Source organism: Micromonospora sp. NPDC049171 (genome assembly GCF_040648275.1).
Lineage (GTDB): Bacteria > Actinomycetota > Actinomycetes > Mycobacteriales > Micromonosporaceae > Micromonospora.
Genome location: NZ_JBEZDJ010000011.1, coordinates 172,670 through 186,467 on the forward strand (window position 1 = coordinate 172,670; position 13,798 = coordinate 186,467).

The 13,798-nt window shown below is 70.7% G+C and carries 13 protein-coding genes; 9 read left to right on the forward strand and 4 right to left on the reverse strand.

The window, feature by feature from the left end:
* From rnpA to AB0B14_RS16335, 8 genes are all read left to right on the forward strand, one after another.
* Entirely contained in the window at window positions 1–417 is a 417-nt protein-coding gene (gene rnpA / locus AB0B14_RS16300) for a ribonuclease P protein component (RefSeq protein ID WP_357522874.1), read from the forward strand.
* Window positions 414–710 (forward strand): membrane protein insertion efficiency factor YidD, encoded by a 297-nt coding sequence (gene yidD, locus AB0B14_RS16305; protein WP_357522875.1) that lies wholly within the window; start codon window positions 414–416, stop codon window positions 708–710. The genes rnpA and yidD overlap by 4 nt, the downstream gene beginning before the upstream one ends.
* A 2-nt stretch (window positions 711–712) precedes the next feature.
* Window positions 713–1,702, forward strand: a complete 990-nt coding sequence (yidC, locus tag AB0B14_RS16310) for a membrane protein insertase YidC (protein WP_357066543.1) — start codon at window positions 713–715, stop codon at window positions 1,700–1,702.
* 211 nt (window positions 1,703–1,913) lie between these two features.
* Window positions 1,914–2,534, forward strand: coding sequence for a R3H domain-containing nucleic acid-binding protein (locus tag AB0B14_RS16315; RefSeq protein WP_357066132.1), 621 nt, complete (start codon window positions 1,914–1,916; stop codon window positions 2,532–2,534).
* 4 nt (window positions 2,535–2,538) lie between these two features.
* The gene (gene rsmG / locus AB0B14_RS16320) at window positions 2,539–3,387 is read left to right on the forward strand and encodes a 16S rRNA (guanine(527)-N(7))-methyltransferase RsmG (RefSeq protein WP_357522876.1); all 849 of its coding nucleotides are present in this window, start codon (window positions 2,539–2,541) and stop codon (window positions 3,385–3,387) included.
* A 257-nt stretch (window positions 3,388–3,644) separates the two neighbouring features.
* The gene (locus AB0B14_RS16325) at window positions 3,645–4,952 is read left to right on the forward strand and encodes a ParA family protein (protein ID WP_357066128.1); all 1,308 of its coding nucleotides are present in this window, start codon (window positions 3,645–3,647) and stop codon (window positions 4,950–4,952) included.
* A 27-nt stretch (window positions 4,953–4,979) separates the two neighbouring features.
* Window positions 4,980–5,993, forward strand: a complete 1,014-nt coding sequence (locus AB0B14_RS16330; RefSeq protein ID WP_357066125.1) for a ParB/RepB/Spo0J family partition protein — start codon at window positions 4,980–4,982, stop codon at window positions 5,991–5,993.
* Between the two features lie 1,700 nt (window positions 5,994–7,693).
* The gene (locus AB0B14_RS16335) at window positions 7,694–8,725 is read left to right on the forward strand and encodes a hypothetical protein (RefSeq protein WP_357522904.1); all 1,032 of its coding nucleotides are present in this window, start codon (window positions 7,694–7,696) and stop codon (window positions 8,723–8,725) included.
* A gap of 106 nt (window positions 8,726–8,831) precedes the next feature.
* Here the strand turns inward: AB0B14_RS16335 and AB0B14_RS16340 are convergent, their stop codons facing one another.
* Window positions 8,832–9,836: a D-alanine--D-alanine ligase gene (locus tag AB0B14_RS16340; RefSeq protein WP_357066120.1), complete on the reverse strand. Its 1,005-nt coding sequence runs from the start codon at window positions 9,834–9,836 to the stop codon at window positions 8,832–8,834.
* 7 nt (window positions 9,837–9,843) lie between these two features.
* A complete protein-coding gene (locus AB0B14_RS16345; RefSeq protein ID WP_357066117.1) occupies window positions 9,844–11,157 on the reverse strand; it encodes a PLP-dependent aminotransferase family protein in 1,314 nt (437 codons plus the stop codon).
* 297 nt (window positions 11,158–11,454) lie between these two features.
* Between AB0B14_RS16345 and AB0B14_RS16350 the strand changes: the two genes are divergently transcribed.
* Complete coding sequence (locus AB0B14_RS16350; RefSeq protein ID WP_357066114.1) at window positions 11,455–12,120, forward strand: GNAT family N-acetyltransferase; 666 nt, start codon at window positions 11,455–11,457, stop codon at window positions 12,118–12,120.
* A 15-nt stretch (window positions 12,121–12,135) separates the two neighbouring features.
* Here AB0B14_RS16350 and AB0B14_RS16355 read toward each other — a convergent pair whose 3' ends face one another.
* Both AB0B14_RS16355 and trxA read right to left on the reverse strand, forming a co-directional pair.
* On the reverse strand, window positions 12,136–13,299 hold the full coding sequence (locus AB0B14_RS16355) for an N-acetylmuramoyl-L-alanine amidase (RefSeq protein ID WP_357522877.1): 1,164 nt from the start codon (window positions 13,297–13,299) through the stop codon (window positions 12,136–12,138).
* A gap of 171 nt (window positions 13,300–13,470) precedes the next feature.
* Window positions 13,471–13,794 (reverse strand): thioredoxin, encoded by a 324-nt coding sequence (gene trxA / locus AB0B14_RS16360; RefSeq protein ID WP_053651673.1) that lies wholly within the window; start codon window positions 13,792–13,794, stop codon window positions 13,471–13,473.
* Between the last annotated feature and the right edge of the window lie 4 nt (window positions 13,795–13,798).

Below are 13,798 nucleotides of genomic sequence, written 5' to 3' on the forward strand. Positions count from 1 at the left end.
GTGCTGGCCGCCGCGCAACGACTGCGGCGCAGCACTGACTTCGCCGCAGCGGTTCGCGGTGGCCGACGTGTCGGACGTGGCGCCGTCGTGGTCCACCTGACCGTGCCGGTGAGCGCCGAGCCCAGCACACCGACCTCGCCGGAGCCGGTGCGGGACAGCATCGCGGAGCAGTCATCCGTGCCGTCCCGCGCCGGCTTCGTCGTGTCCAAGGCCGTCGGCAACGCGGTGATCCGCAACCGGGTCAAGCGTCGGCTGCGAGCACTGGTCCAGGACCGGTTGACCGGCCTACCCGCCGGCAGCACCCTTGTCGTCCGGGCGCTGCCCGCAGCGGCGGAGGCGTCGTACCCTCGCCTCGCCACCGACCTGGATGCCGCCATCGCGGTCGCCCGGTCGCCCCGCGAGCGGCGGTCCCGATGACCGGCACCGAGAAGACCAGCCCACGTCCGCGGACAACCGGTGCCAGGGTGCTGATCGCGCCCATCATCGCGTACCGTCGGTGGATAAGTCCGGCGCTGCCGGCCCGCTGTCGGTTCTACCCGTCGTGCAGTGCGTACGCCCAGGAGGCGATCGTCCGGCACGGCGCGCTCCGGGGAGCCACGCTGGCGGTCCGGCGGCTGTTGCGCTGCCACCCCTTTCACCCTGGTGGACATGACCCGGTGCCGGAGCCGGGCGGCCGCCGCCGTGCTGATGTGACTGGAGCCCCGAATTGAGTCTGAGTCTCGACTGGATCTACTACGCGATTTCGTGGATCCTGCTGACCTGGCACTCTGCCTGGGACGCCATCGGGGTACCGGTCGGCTCGGTGATCGGCACCAACTTCGCCTGGATCTTGTCCATCATCTTCCTGGTGGTCACCGTCCGGGTGATCCTGTTCCCGGTCTTCGTCAAGCAGATCAAGTCCCAGCGGGCGATGCAGGCGCTCCAGCCCAAGGTCAAGGAGCTTCAGGAGAAGCACAAGGGTGACCGGGAGACGCTCCAGAAAGAAATGATGGAGCTCTACAAGAAGGAGAAGGCCAACCCGCTGATGGGTTGCCTTCCGATGTTCCTTCAGATCCCGGTCTTCCTGGGTCTCTTCCACACCCTGAAGCGACTGGACCCGGCGAACCAGGGCAAGACCCTGTACGGGTGGAGCGTCGACCAGTTCACCAGCGCCTCGCAGGCGAAGCTCTTCACCGCCCCGATCGCCGGCAAGTTCGGCTCCACGGCCGACGAACTGTCCCGCCTCGGCGCCACCGGCAGCACCGTCAAGATCATTGCTGGCGTCCTGGTCCTGGTGATGATCGCGACCACCTACCTGACCAGCCGTCAGATGATCCTCAAGACCGGCTGGGCGGAAGACCCGCAGCAGCGGATGATCCAGCGACTGATGCTCTACGGCATCCCGGCGTCGCTGCTGATCTCCGGCGCGATCTTCCCGATCGGCGTCATCATCTACTGGGTCACCAACAACCTCTTCACCCTCGGCCAGCAGCAGTGGGTGCTGCGGAAGTTCCCGCCGCCGGTGACCGCCAAGAAGGCCGTCGCTCCCGCCGCCAACCGCAGCCCGGTGCAGCCCGCCAAGTCCGGTGGCCTGTTCGGTCGCGGCAAGGCGGCCCCGCCGGCGCCGGTCAAGGCGACCGCGCCCAAGGTGGCCGGGCCGAAGCCGGGTGCCAAGCCGGCGAACAACCCGAAGAAGAGCCGTCCCGCCAAGCGGCAGGGCTGACCCGCACGGGCCGTCGCCGGGTGACCGGTGGCGGCCCGTCCCGCGCCGCGCAGCCGCCGTCCGGTGGCGCCGAGCGGAACCGACCGCGCACCGTGCGGCCACGGGCGACACTGCCCGTACAGACGTGCCCGCGGGCACCGGCGACCTCCCGCCGGCCCCGGGAAACCAGTCGGACCCGACGGTCCGGCCGAGCGAGTACGGAGATGAGACCGTGACCGAGACCAGCATCCCCCGCACCGAGCAGTCCCTGGACGAGGAGGAGACCGCGACGCTCGCGGTGGACGGCGACGACGCCGAGACCGACGAGGACAGCGCGGCCGACGAGGGCACCGATACCGCCGCTGGCGGCAGAGTGAAGAAGGCGGTGAGCGAGGGCGACCTGTTCCAGCAGAGCGAGATCGCGGCCGACTACGTCGAAGGGCTGCTCGACATCCTCGACTACGACGGCGACATCGAGGAGTTGGTCGCCGCCGGACGCCCCATGGTCGAGGTGGTCGGCGATCGCCTGCAGAACCTGGTCGGTCAGCGCGGAGCCACCCTGGAGGCGCTCCAGGAGCTGACCCGCCTCGCCGTTTTCCGGCAGACCGGCACGCCGAGCCGTCTGCTGCTCGACGTCGGCGGCTACCGGGCGAACCGCCGCAAGGAACTCGCCGCCGTCGCCAAGAACGCCGTCGAGAAGGTCAAGGAGTACGGCGAGCCGGTCCGCCTGGAGGCGATGTCCGCGTTCGAGCGCAAGTGTGTGCACGACGTGGTCAACGCCATGTCCGGTGTGGCGAGCGAGTCCGAGGGCGTGGAGCCGGCCCGGCGCATCGTCGTACGGCCGGCGGACTGACCGGGTGACCCACCACGACAGCACGGCCGACGCCGTGACCGGCCCGGGCGGCACACCGCTCGGGCCGTCCGCTGTCCAGCCCGCTGGGGCTGGCGTCGAATCGGCCGACCTCGGCACCGCCCCGTCAGCAGAGGACGCGGCGCTGCCGCCAGAGCTGGCTCCGGCCGCGCTTACCCTCTTCGGCGATCGTCTCGACCTGGCCGCCGCGTACGCCGAGTTGTTGGTCACCGACGGGGTGGTCCGCGGCCTGATCGGCCCCCGCGAAGCACCTCGCATCTGGGATCGGCACCTCCTCAACTGCGCGGTGGTCGCCGAGCGGATCCCGTCCGGCGCGACAGTCCTGGACGTCGGCTCCGGAGCCGGTCTGCCGGGTCTTGTCCTGGCCATCGCGCGCCCCGATCTCACCGTCACCCTGATCGAGCCGCTGGCACGGCGCACGTCGTTCCTGATCGAGGTCGTCGAGCGACTCTGCCTGGCCAAGTCGGTACGGGTGTTCCGCGGCCGGGCCGACGAGGCGGCTACCGGTTCGAGCGGTCGGGACCCGATCAGCGGAGACGTGGTCACTGCCCGCGCGGTCGCGCCACTGGATCGCCTCGCCGGCTGGAGTCTCCCGCTGGCGGTGCGTGGCGGCCGCCTGCTGGCGCTGAAGGGTTCGTCCGCGGCCGTCGAGATCGAGGAGCACGCCGAGGTGGTGGCGCGACTCGGTGGCGGGGAGCCCACCCTGCACCTCTGTGGGACCGGAGTGATCGACCCGCCCACCACCGTCGTGGAGATCGTGCGCGAGCGGATGGTCGGCCCGGCACGCGCGGCGACCAACAAGCGCTCCCGAAACGGCCGGACCCGCCGACGCTGACACTTCGTGTCATCGGGCTTCCGGTCGGTGGGTTGCCTCGTTGTACCGGTACGGATGGACGAGGGGATGAGAACCCGACGTGGACCGGCCGCGCCCGTCCGCCGTAGGCTGACCGCGCGTCGATAGTGTGAAGCGGGCGACGGACGTCGCGGGGTCTCCGACCGCTCCCGAGGGCCGTACGCTCCGGGTTGCGAGCGTGGGTGTGGCCAAGTTGACCGGGGCGCGGACCGACCATCCGAAGCGGGCAGGGATGACAGGTGCATGACGACGGCAGGTACGACGATCCACGCGTGACCGGGTCGACAGGCGATCCCGTTTCACGTGAAACCGACTACCCGAGCTGGCCTCCCGGAACGACCGGGCCTGCGGACGGCGATCCGTCGTTGTTCGGCGGAGATCCAGCGGATCCACCGACCGGGGCCGAAGTGGTGGACCCGGCGAGTGTTCGCCGGACATCCGAAGGGCTGACCCGACCGGCCAACGTCGTCGAGGTGCGGCAGACGTCAGGCCGGCGCAACACCGCCCGAGCGGTTCGCTTCGAGCCTGCGGTCCCGCACCAACCCGGCGCCGCGGCGGTACGAGATGCCGTGCCGGTGATCGCCGACGCGCCGGTCACTTCGACCGACTCGTTGGCTGCCGTGGCAACCGACCCCACGTACGTTTCACGTGAAACCCCGACGCGCGAAGAGGATGACCCACCCTTGGCTATGGAGGCGATGCGCGCCGTGCAGATCCTGAATCCCAGTGGCGAGGTGACCATGCCTCGGCCGGACCGGACCCGGGTCATGTGCGTCGCCAACCAGAAGGGCGGCGTGGGTAAGACCACGACCACCGTCAACCTTGCAGTGGCCCTCGCCCTGCACGGCAACCGGGTGCTCGTGGTGGACCTCGATCCGCAGGGCAACGCCTCGACCGGGCTCAACGTCCCGCACCACACCGGCATCCCGGACGTCTACGACTGTCTGATCAACAGCGTGCCCCTGGCCGAGGTGGCGCAGGCGGTCGAGGGCATCCCCAACCTCTGGTGCGTACCCGCGACCATCGACCTGGCCGGCGCCGAGATCGAGCTCGTGTCGGTCGTGGCGCGGGAGTCACGCCTGGACCGGGCGATCGCCGCCTACCCGGGCGAGTTCGACTACGTCTTCATCGACTGCCCGCCGTCGCTCGGTCTGCTCACGGTCAACGCCCTCGTTGCCGCGCAGGAGGTGCTGATCCCGATCCAGTGCGAGTACTACGCCCTGGAAGGGCTCAACCAGCTGATCAACAACATCAACCTGGTACGCCAACACCTCAACCCGAAGCTCGATGTCTCCACCATCCTCCTGACGATGTACGACAGGCGTACCCGGTTGGCCGACGCCGTCGAGCAGGACGTCCGGAACCACTTCGGCGACAAGGTCCTCCAGGCGGTCATCCCCCGCAACGTCCGGGTCTCCGAGGCACCCAGCTACGGCCAGTCGGTGATGACCTACGATCCCGGATCGCGGGGAGCCACGAGTTACTTCGAGGCCGCCCAGGAGATCGCCGAGCGAGGCGTCAAGGAGCCGGTGGGTCGGAATGCGTAGTGCGGACGAGTCGCTGGGAGGCGAGGCATGAAGAACCGTCCTCGGGGCGGTCTGGGTAGGGGCCTGGGGGCGCTGATCCCGACCGGGCCGGTGCCGGGTGCCGCCGGCACCGCAACGGTGGAGCCGGAGAACGAGCACCCGGTCGAGGCCGACGCCGCAGCCGTTCCGGCGGTCACCGCCGCGACGCAGGTTCACGAGCCGGAGCCCACGCTCAGCCCCGTACCCGGAGCACGATTCGCCGAGATTCCGGTCGACGCGATCCTGCCCAACCCGAAGCAGCCCCGCCAGGTCTTCGACGAGGAGGCACTGGAAGAGCTCAAGACCTCGATCCAGGAGGTCGGCTTCCTTCAGCCCATCGTCGTCCGGCAGCTCGACGACGAGAAGTACGAGCTGGTGATGGGCGAGCGGCGTTGGCGGGCCGCCCAGGCGGTGGGGCGGGACAGCATTCCCGCCATCATCCGGGACACCCGGGACGACGCCATGCTCCGCGACGCCCTCCTGGAGAACATCCACCGAGCCAATCTGAACCCTCTCGAAGAGGCCGCCGCCTACCAGCAACTGCTGGAGGAGTTTGGGGCCACCCACGAGGAGTTGGCCCGCAGGATCGGCCGGAGTCGCCCGCAGATCTCCAACACCATCCGGCTGCTGAACCTGCCGGCCCAGGTGCAGCGCCGGGTTGCCGCGGGGATCCTGTCCGCAGGCCACGCCCGCGCTCTGCTGAGCCTCGACGAGACCGAGGCGCAGGAGCAGCTGGCGTTGCGGATCGTGGCCGAGGGCCTCTCGGTTCGGGCGACTGAGGAAATCGTCGCGCTGACGCTCAACGATGGGCCGGCAAAGGGGCAGGCCGCGAAGCGGCGGCCGAAGGCCCACGCGCCAGCCCTGACCGATCTCGCCGACCGCCTGTCCGACCGGTTCGACACTCGGGTGAAGGTCGACATCGGCCGGAGCAAGGGGAAGATCACCATCGAGTTCGCCACCGTGGACGACCTTGAGCGGATCGTCGGGATCATCGGAGTGCAGCAGGAGGAGAGCGGGGACTGAACCCGCCCTCTCCGCCTACGGCCGCGCACCCCTCCGGGTAGCGCGGCCGTTCTGCTTCCGGCTCCGCGTTTCACGTGAAACAGCTGTCGATTGCCGATCCTGGGGCGGGGCCTGTCGCACTCGCGAGCCGCAGCGGGGGTCAGCCGGCGGCCCGACGCCGCGCCGCGTCGCGACGCCGCATCTCGCGCTGATCGATTCGCCGGTCCGCAGTGATCGCGACGGTGGCTCGCGGCGTCGGTCCGCGGGTCGGTCCGCGACGGTGGCTCGCGGCGTCGGTCCGCGACGGTGGCTCGCGACGGCGGTCCTCCGCGATGGCGGTCCTCCGCGATGGCGGTCCTCCGCGATGGCGGTCCTCCGCGATGGCGGTCCTCCGCGACGGCGGCTCGCGACGGCGGCTCGCGACGGCGGCCCGCGACGGCGGCCCGCGGCGTCGGCTCGCGGCGTCGGTCTGCGGCGGCGGTCCGCGCCGATCCCGACGCGTGCCCGCAACGGCGGGCTGCGGTCGATCACGACGGTGTGCCCGCAATGATCGACTCGGCTTTCTGAAAGTCGGTGCATCACGCTGGGCCGGACACCGCGACTTCATGAAAACCGAGTCGATCATTGCGGGCACGGGGCGTGCGCGGGCTCCGTTTCACGTGAAACGGAGATCCGCTGTCGTGTGGACCTTCCGATTCCCCGTGGGATGACCATGAGGCACCCGTGCGGCCGTTGAGTGGCCCGCTGCCGCTTCGTGGGCCGCAGGGGTACCCTCCAGTCGCTCCGGAACTTCTTACGACCTTCTCGACGCGTGTACGGCCCTGAATCCTCGTCGCTGTCGCCGTCGCTGCCTGACGCTCGACAGCCACTTCTCGTCATCGCCACGCACTGTCCGGGTGGGCCCCGACGTGGGACCGTCGACCAGCGATCGATGCTGCCCCACATCCCGCGAGCCCAGTGAGCCCTCGCGCCCGTCGGCAACCCCGGCGCCCCTCGGGGCACGGAGGCGTCCGCGCCTCGTACCGCCAGTCTCAGCGGTTACGCGGGCGGGTAACCACACCTCCATGGCGGCGGCTCGGTCAGGTAGTCCGGAAGGGCGTTTCGATCGCCGTTGTCCGCCCGTCGGTCGGCGCGGCTGTCCCTCCCGGGTAGCGCCCCCGCGCGACCGGGCGGGACAGGTCCGTCCCCGCTCGGCTGGCGGAGTCGAGCCGTCATTGCCACGCGGTTCGGCGATCTTCGGACAACGACCGACCGGTGGAAAAGTTATCCACACCCGTTGTCCACAGGCACCCCCTGTTTCACGTGAAACAGCGCGTGAGAGCGGGTGCGAGCCTGTGGATGACGGCCCGTATTGGCGATCTCGGCAGCCTGTGGATATCGCTTCGCCGCGCGGTGGTGACGTGGCACACCTGATCGACGAAGAGCACTGATCTGGTCGATCGGGAGGGGTCAAACGGGTAGGGACAGCGGTGCCAGACTCGGTTAGGGTCAGCGTCGTGCACGACACCCCTCCCTCAGTCCCGGACTTCACGCAGTGGCCGTCGTTCCCCTTCGAGGGGGACCTCCACGTGAAGCAACTCGATGATCCGGTCCCGGTCGAACCGCCCCGGAAGGGCGAGGGCCTCCGGGAATGCACCGCCTGCAACGCGCCCGACGAGGCCTACATCTGGGTGGGCGAACGGTGGCGAGTCCGTGCCATGGATCGGCCCACCGGGCTGCCCATGGTGCTCATCCTGGAATCGCGGACCCACCTCGACCTCGGTGACCTGCCGAACCTGCTTGCCGCCGAGTTGGGCGTGATGACCGTACGGCTGGAACGGGCCATCCGGTCACTCGACGGCGTGGCGCGGGTGCACGTCAACCGGTGGGGAGACGGCTCGGCTCACCTGCACATGTGGTTCCTCGCCCGGCCGTACGGCCGCCTCCAGTTGCGGGGCACCTTCCTGTCGCTGTGGGATTCGATTCTGCCGCCGATCTCCGAGGCGCAGTGGCGGGAGAATCTGGCGCTCGTTGCCGCCTGGCTTGCCGAGTTCGGTGGTCGTCCGCTCGCTGAGCCACCCCGGATCCAGTGGCAGGCACCGTCCAGCCTGCTGGCCCAGTCGGCCGCCGCGGATGCCGCTGCCGCCGCCGCTGCGGAGGCAGCCTCGGCAGCGGCGGCCTCGGTCATCGAGGCCGCAGAGGAGACTTTGGAACCAGCGCCCGAGCCTATCGTCGCCACCGGTCAGACCGACGAGGCCGCAGCACCCGCAGCGGATTCCCTCGTCGTGGAGGCCGGCTCTCCGGCCGACGTCGCCGAGCCGACCAGCGGAGCCGCCCGATCGGCATCCGCCACCCACGAGGCAACCGGCGCGTCCACCGCCTCACCATCCATCGCTTCGACGTCCGGTACGCCGACAACCGCCGTCGTCCCAGCAACCGCCGCCGCTGGCACGGCGGAGCCGCTTCCCGGCGGACCCGAGGTTCTCGGCGGTGCCGCAGGCCTCTCTGGCTCGGCGGGGGACACCGATGACGAGGCCGTCCCCGGCACGGCCGGGCAGACCGTCAAGCAGGTGGCCCCGGACAACGGCACCCCGGACGACGGCACCTCGGACGACGGCACCCCGGACAACGGCACCGCGGACAACGGCACCGCGGACAACAGCAGCCCGGACAACGGCACTGCGGACAACAGCAGCCCGGACAGCAGCACCGCCGGTCCCGTACCCGCCGCACCGCCGCGCACCGACGGGCCGGACGCACGGACGGTTCGTTGATGGTGGATCGACCATGAGGGTGGTGCGGTGATCCAGGCGTGTGGCAGCCACGCCAACCTCATGGTCGGCTCAGGGGCGGCGGCGCACCGAGGCGGCGGCGAGTAGGTCAGGGAGTGGTGAGGCGGGCTGCCGCTCGGGCGACCAGGGTGCCGAGGAGCCGGCCGAAGTCCAGCCCTGCCGCCTGCACGGCAAGTGGCAGGAGCGACGTCTCCGTCATGCCCGGCGAGACGTTGACCTCCAACACGTGTGGTTGGCCGGCAGCGTCCACGATCACGTCGACCCGCGAGAGGTCCCGTAGACCGAGCGCGGTGTGCGCGGCGAGGGCCACGTCGGCGACCGTGGCGGACACCTCCGGGTCCAACCGGGCCGGGGCGTGCCAGGTGGTCCGTCCGGCCGTGTAGCGGGCGGCGTAGTCGTACACGCCGTTGCGCGGCACGATCTCCACGGGCGGCAGCGCCTGCGGTCCGTCGCCGAGGTCGACCACGGAGACCGCCACGTCCATGCCGGGCACGTACCGCTCGACGAGCGCCGTGGAGTCGTACGCGAAGCACCCGACCATCGCGGCGGGCAGCGCCGTGGCGTCCCGCACCACCGCGCCACCCAGCCCCGACCCGCCCTGGGCGGGCTTGACCATCAGGGGCAGGCCGAGTCGGTCGACGATCCGGTCCAGTACGGCGACCGCGCCCAGCTCGGAGAAGCGGTCGTGCGGCAGGGCCACCCAGTCCGGTGTGGGAATGCCGGCCTCGCGGAGCACCGCCTTGGCCGAGGGTTTGTCCCAGGCGACCCGGGAGGCGCGGGCGTCGCAGCCGACGTACGGGATGTCACACAGGTCCAGCACGCCGCGCAGCGAGCCGTCCTCGCCGGTGGCCCCGTGCAGTGCGATGACGACGGCGTCCGGCGGGTCGGCGGCCAGCGCGGGGAGCAACGCCGCGTCGGCGTCGCGCAACTCGGCTTCCACCCCGACAGCGCGCAGCGCGTCGAGCACCCGTCGACCGGAGCGCAGTGACACGTCCCGTTCGTAGGAGAGCCCACCCGCGAGCACCACGACACGCAGGTCGGTGGAGGTGGCGGAATCGGTCACGAGGAGGCGCTCAGTGGCGGTCGTACCCATGCCGGCATCATGCCAAGTCGGGCCCTGGCACGTCGGAGCCGGCCTGGCCGCGTCGGCCGGCGGTGCCGCCCACGGCGCCGAAGACCCGGCGCATCGCGATCTCCTGCTCCATCACACCGGCCAGCCGGCGGACGCCCTCGCGGATCCGCTCCGGCGGCGGGAAGCTGAAATTCAGCCGCATCGCGCCGGTGCCGGTGCCGTCGGCGTAGAAGCCGGTGCCGGGCACGTAGGCGACCCGAGCGGCGACCGCGCGGGGCATCATCGCCTTCGAGTCGAGGCCCTCGGGCAGGGTGGCCCACACGAAGAGACCGCCGGCCGGCGTGGTCCAGTTGGTGCCCTCCGGCATCAGGTCGGCCATCGCGTCGAGCAGGGCGTCCCGGCGCTCCCGGTAGACCTCGCGATAGACCTTGAGCTGCTGCCGCCACGGCATGGTGCCGAGGTAGGTGGCCACCGCGGTCTGGGCGTAGACGCTGGGGCAGAGGATCTGGGCCTCGCTGGCGATGACCAGCTTGTCGCGGACCGCGTGCGGGGCCAGGATCCAGCCGACGCGCAGCCCCGGCGCGAAGGTCTTGGAGAACGTGCTGAGGTAGAAGACCCCGTCGCGGCGACGGGCCCGCAAAGGCGCCGGTGCGTCACCCTCGAAACCCAGCTGACCGTACGGGTCGTCCTCGACGACGAGCAGACCGGCGCGCTCGCAGATGTCGAGCACCCGTTCCCGGCGCTCCTCGCTGAGCGTCACACCGGCCGGGTTCTGGTAGGTGGGGATCGTGTAGAGGAACTTGACCCGCCGGCCCGCGCGGGCCAGGTCGGCGATGGCGGTTTCCAGTGCCTCCGGGATCAGCCCGTCCGCGTCCATCGGCACGTGCACGACCTGCGCCTGGGCGGCCTGGAACACGCCGAGCGCGCCCACGTAGGTCGGACCCTCGGCCAACACCACGTCACCGGGGTCGAGGAAGAGCCGGGCGACCAGGTCCAGGGCCTGCTGCCCGCCCACGGTGACCACGACGTCCTCCGGGGAGGCGCCGCACGCGGCGTCGATGCCGGAGAGCGCCATCACCTCGCAGATGCGCTCGCGCAGCTCGAGGGTGCCCTGACCGATGCCGTACTGGAGGGTGGTCACGCCGTGCTCCGAGCCGAGCCGGCCGAGCATCTCACCGACCGCGTCCAGCGGAAGGGCGGCAATGTACGGTGCGCCACCTGCGAGCGAGACGACCTCTGGACGACTGGCGACCGCGAACAGTGCTCGGATCTCCGAGGCGGTCATCCCGCGTACCCGCCGGGCGTACCGGTCGGTGTAGTCGTCAAGAGTCGTGCCGGTCATGACCTCACCTCGATCGCTGCTCGGGTGGTTCCCGTCCCGGGTACCCCATTCACCGATGACCATGGCGGTGGGACACCGATTGTCGATCCTAGTCCGCCAGGGCCACGTCGCAGGCCTGCCGAGACGGATCGACCACATGGCGGACCGTCGTCCGGGACGTCCCCCGGTGCGGTGTGCATCTGCGCGTCCCCTCCCGTATCGCCGATCGGCGGCGTACGATCGCTCGTCGGGGGCAGGAAGGCGGCACTGTCGTTTCGTGCCGATCCTTCCACCGAGCCTATTGTGGGGATGCGCCGTATGTCGCGACGTCTGGTCAGCCTGACCCTCGACACGTTGGAAGACCTTCCTCGGCCGTGCCGGCAGTGCGTCTACTGGGAGCTTGATCCGGTCTCCGCGGACCGGGCCTGCGCCGCCGGTGACCCGGGCCTGGAGAAGGAGGCGTGGGTCTCCCAGACACTGCTGGAGTGGGGTTCCTGCGGCAAGCTCGCGTACGTCGACGGCATGCCGGCGGGTTTCGTGACGTACGCGCCGCCCGCCTACGTGCCCCGCTCGATGGCGTTCCCGACCTCACCGGTCTCCGCGGACGCGGCACTGCTGATGACCGCCAACGTGGTCGCCGCGTTCTCCGGGGGCGGGCTGGGCCGGATGCTGGTGCAGGGCGTCGCCCGAGACCTGACCAAGCGGGGGATCAAGGCCATCGAGGCGTTCGGCGACGCCAAGTTCGGCGACGCGGACGACCCCGCGGGCGGCTGCGTGGCACCTGTCGACTTCTTCCTCTCGGTGGGGTTCAAGACCGTACGTCCGCATCCGCGTTTTCCCCGGCTGCGCCTTGAGCTGCGGACGGCGCTGAGCTGGAAGTCCGACGTCGAGTACGCGCTGGAGAAGCTGCTCGGCTCGATGAGCCCGGAGACCCTGCTTCGTCCGGTCCGTCCCGCCCCGGCGACCCGCTCCACCAACACCTGATCGCCGCCCGGCGGGTCAGTCGACCACCGTGCCGGCGGTCACGACGGCCCGCAGCTCGCTGACGTCCAGCGAACCGGTCGGAACGTCGCGCTCGATCGGGTAGTACATCCGCTGTACCGCGGCCACGATGGCCTCCACCACCCGGTCGCGGAAACGGGGGTCGACCAGTTGGGCGCGGTCCGTCGGCGAGGTGAGGTAGCCGACCTCGACCCGGACGGCCGGCATCCGCGTCAGCCGCAGCAGGTCCCAGGTCTTGGCGTGGGTACGGCAGTCGCGCAGCCCCGTGCGGGCGACGATCTCCCGCTGCACCAGCCCGGCCAGGCGTTCACCGGTCGCCGACGTCACGCCGTTGTCGGTGCCGTAGTGGTAGGTGGCGACGCCCTCCGCCTCCGGGTTGGCGTGGCCGTCCAGGTGCAGCGAGATGAACACGTCAGCGCCCAGCGAGTTGGCCAGCAGCGCCCGGTCGGTGTCCGGCAGGCATCTGTCGGGCGACGGGCCACGGGTGAGCTGCACCCGCACCCCGGTCGCGGCGAGTCGCCCCTCCAGCCGGCTGGCCAGGTCATGCATCAGGTCGGCCTCGGTCCAGCGCAGCGACCCGTCGGGCACCACCATCCCCGGGTCGGTGCCGCCGTGCCCGGGGTCGATGACCACCGTCTTGCCGACCAACGCCGGGCCGGACTGCCGGATGGCGTCGGACTCGCGTAGCCACTGCGGTCGGCCACCGACCACCTTGCGGCCGATCCGGCGCAGCGCGTTCATGGTGTGCGGGCCGCAGGATCCGTCGGGGGTGAGGCCGACCTCGCGTTGGAACTGGGCCACCGCCCGGGACGTCCGGATGCCGTAGATGGCGTCCGCCCGGCCCACGTCGTACCCCATCTCCAGCAGCCGCTCCTGCAGCGACCGGACATCCTCGCCGGTGAGTGGGTCGGGGACCGCGTGGTAGAGGGTGCGGGCGCCGAGCCGCCAGCGGGCGGCGTCCAGGGCGCGCCAGGTTTCCGCCCCGACCCGGCCGTCCACGCTGAGGCCGCGGGACTGCTGGAACGCGCGGACCGCCCGCTCGGTGGCGAGGTCGAACTCGTCGGCGTGCGGCCCGGTGACGGTGAGTAGGTCGAGGCCGGTCAGGATGCTGCGGATCTCCGTGACCGCGGGTCCCCGGTCACCGGATCGGATCGGACGCACGGCACGACCCCCTCTGCACGACGCTGGCTGGCCGGGCGGCCCAGGGTTGAGGCTATGCGTTCCGGGGCGGCGAGGTGGCCTGGCCGGAAAAAACGTCGACGCCGCGGCCGGAAGGACACCGAACCCCGCACCCGACGAGCGGGTACGGGGTTCGGTGGATGTTTCTGCTGCTCAGAGAGCCGACTCGATGAGCCGGACCAGCTCGCCCTTCGGCTTGGCACCGGCGATCGACTGCACCGGCTGGCCGTTCTTGAAGACGGTGAGCGTCGGCACCGACATGACCCGGTAGGCGCGGGCGGTCTCCGGGTTCTCGTCGATGTTGAGCTTGACGATGCTGACCCGGTCGCCCATCTCGCCGGCGATCTCCTCGAGCAGCGGCGACACCTTGCGGCAGGGGCCGCACCACTCGGCCCAGAAGTCCACCAGAACCGGCTTGTCGGCCTGCAGCACGTCAGCGACGAAACTCTTGTCGGTGACCGCCTTGGTATTTCCCACTATG

What these genes read in the sequence shown, in the direction of transcription:
- yidD (WP_357522875.1), top strand. Translation starts at nt 414, where the DNA reads ATGACCGGCACCGAGAAGACCAGCCCACGTCCGCGGACAACCGGTGCC.
- AB0B14_RS16330 (WP_357066125.1), top strand. Translation starts at nt 4,980, where the DNA reads ATGAAGAACCGTCCTCGGGGCGGTCTGGGTAGGGGCCTGGGGGCGCTG.
- AB0B14_RS16335 (WP_357522904.1), top strand. Translation starts at nt 7,694, where the DNA reads ATGGTGCTCATCCTGGAATCGCGGACCCACCTCGACCTCGGTGACCTG.
- AB0B14_RS16340 (WP_357066120.1), bottom strand. Translation starts at nt 9,836, where the DNA reads ATGGGTACGACCGCCACTGAGCGCCTCCTCGTGACCGATTCCGCCACC.
- AB0B14_RS16345 (WP_357066117.1), bottom strand. Translation starts at nt 11,157, where the DNA reads ATGACCGGCACGACTCTTGACGACTACACCGACCGGTACGCCCGGCGG.
- AB0B14_RS16350 (WP_357066114.1), top strand. Translation starts at nt 11,455, where the DNA reads ATGTCGCGACGTCTGGTCAGCCTGACCCTCGACACGTTGGAAGACCTT.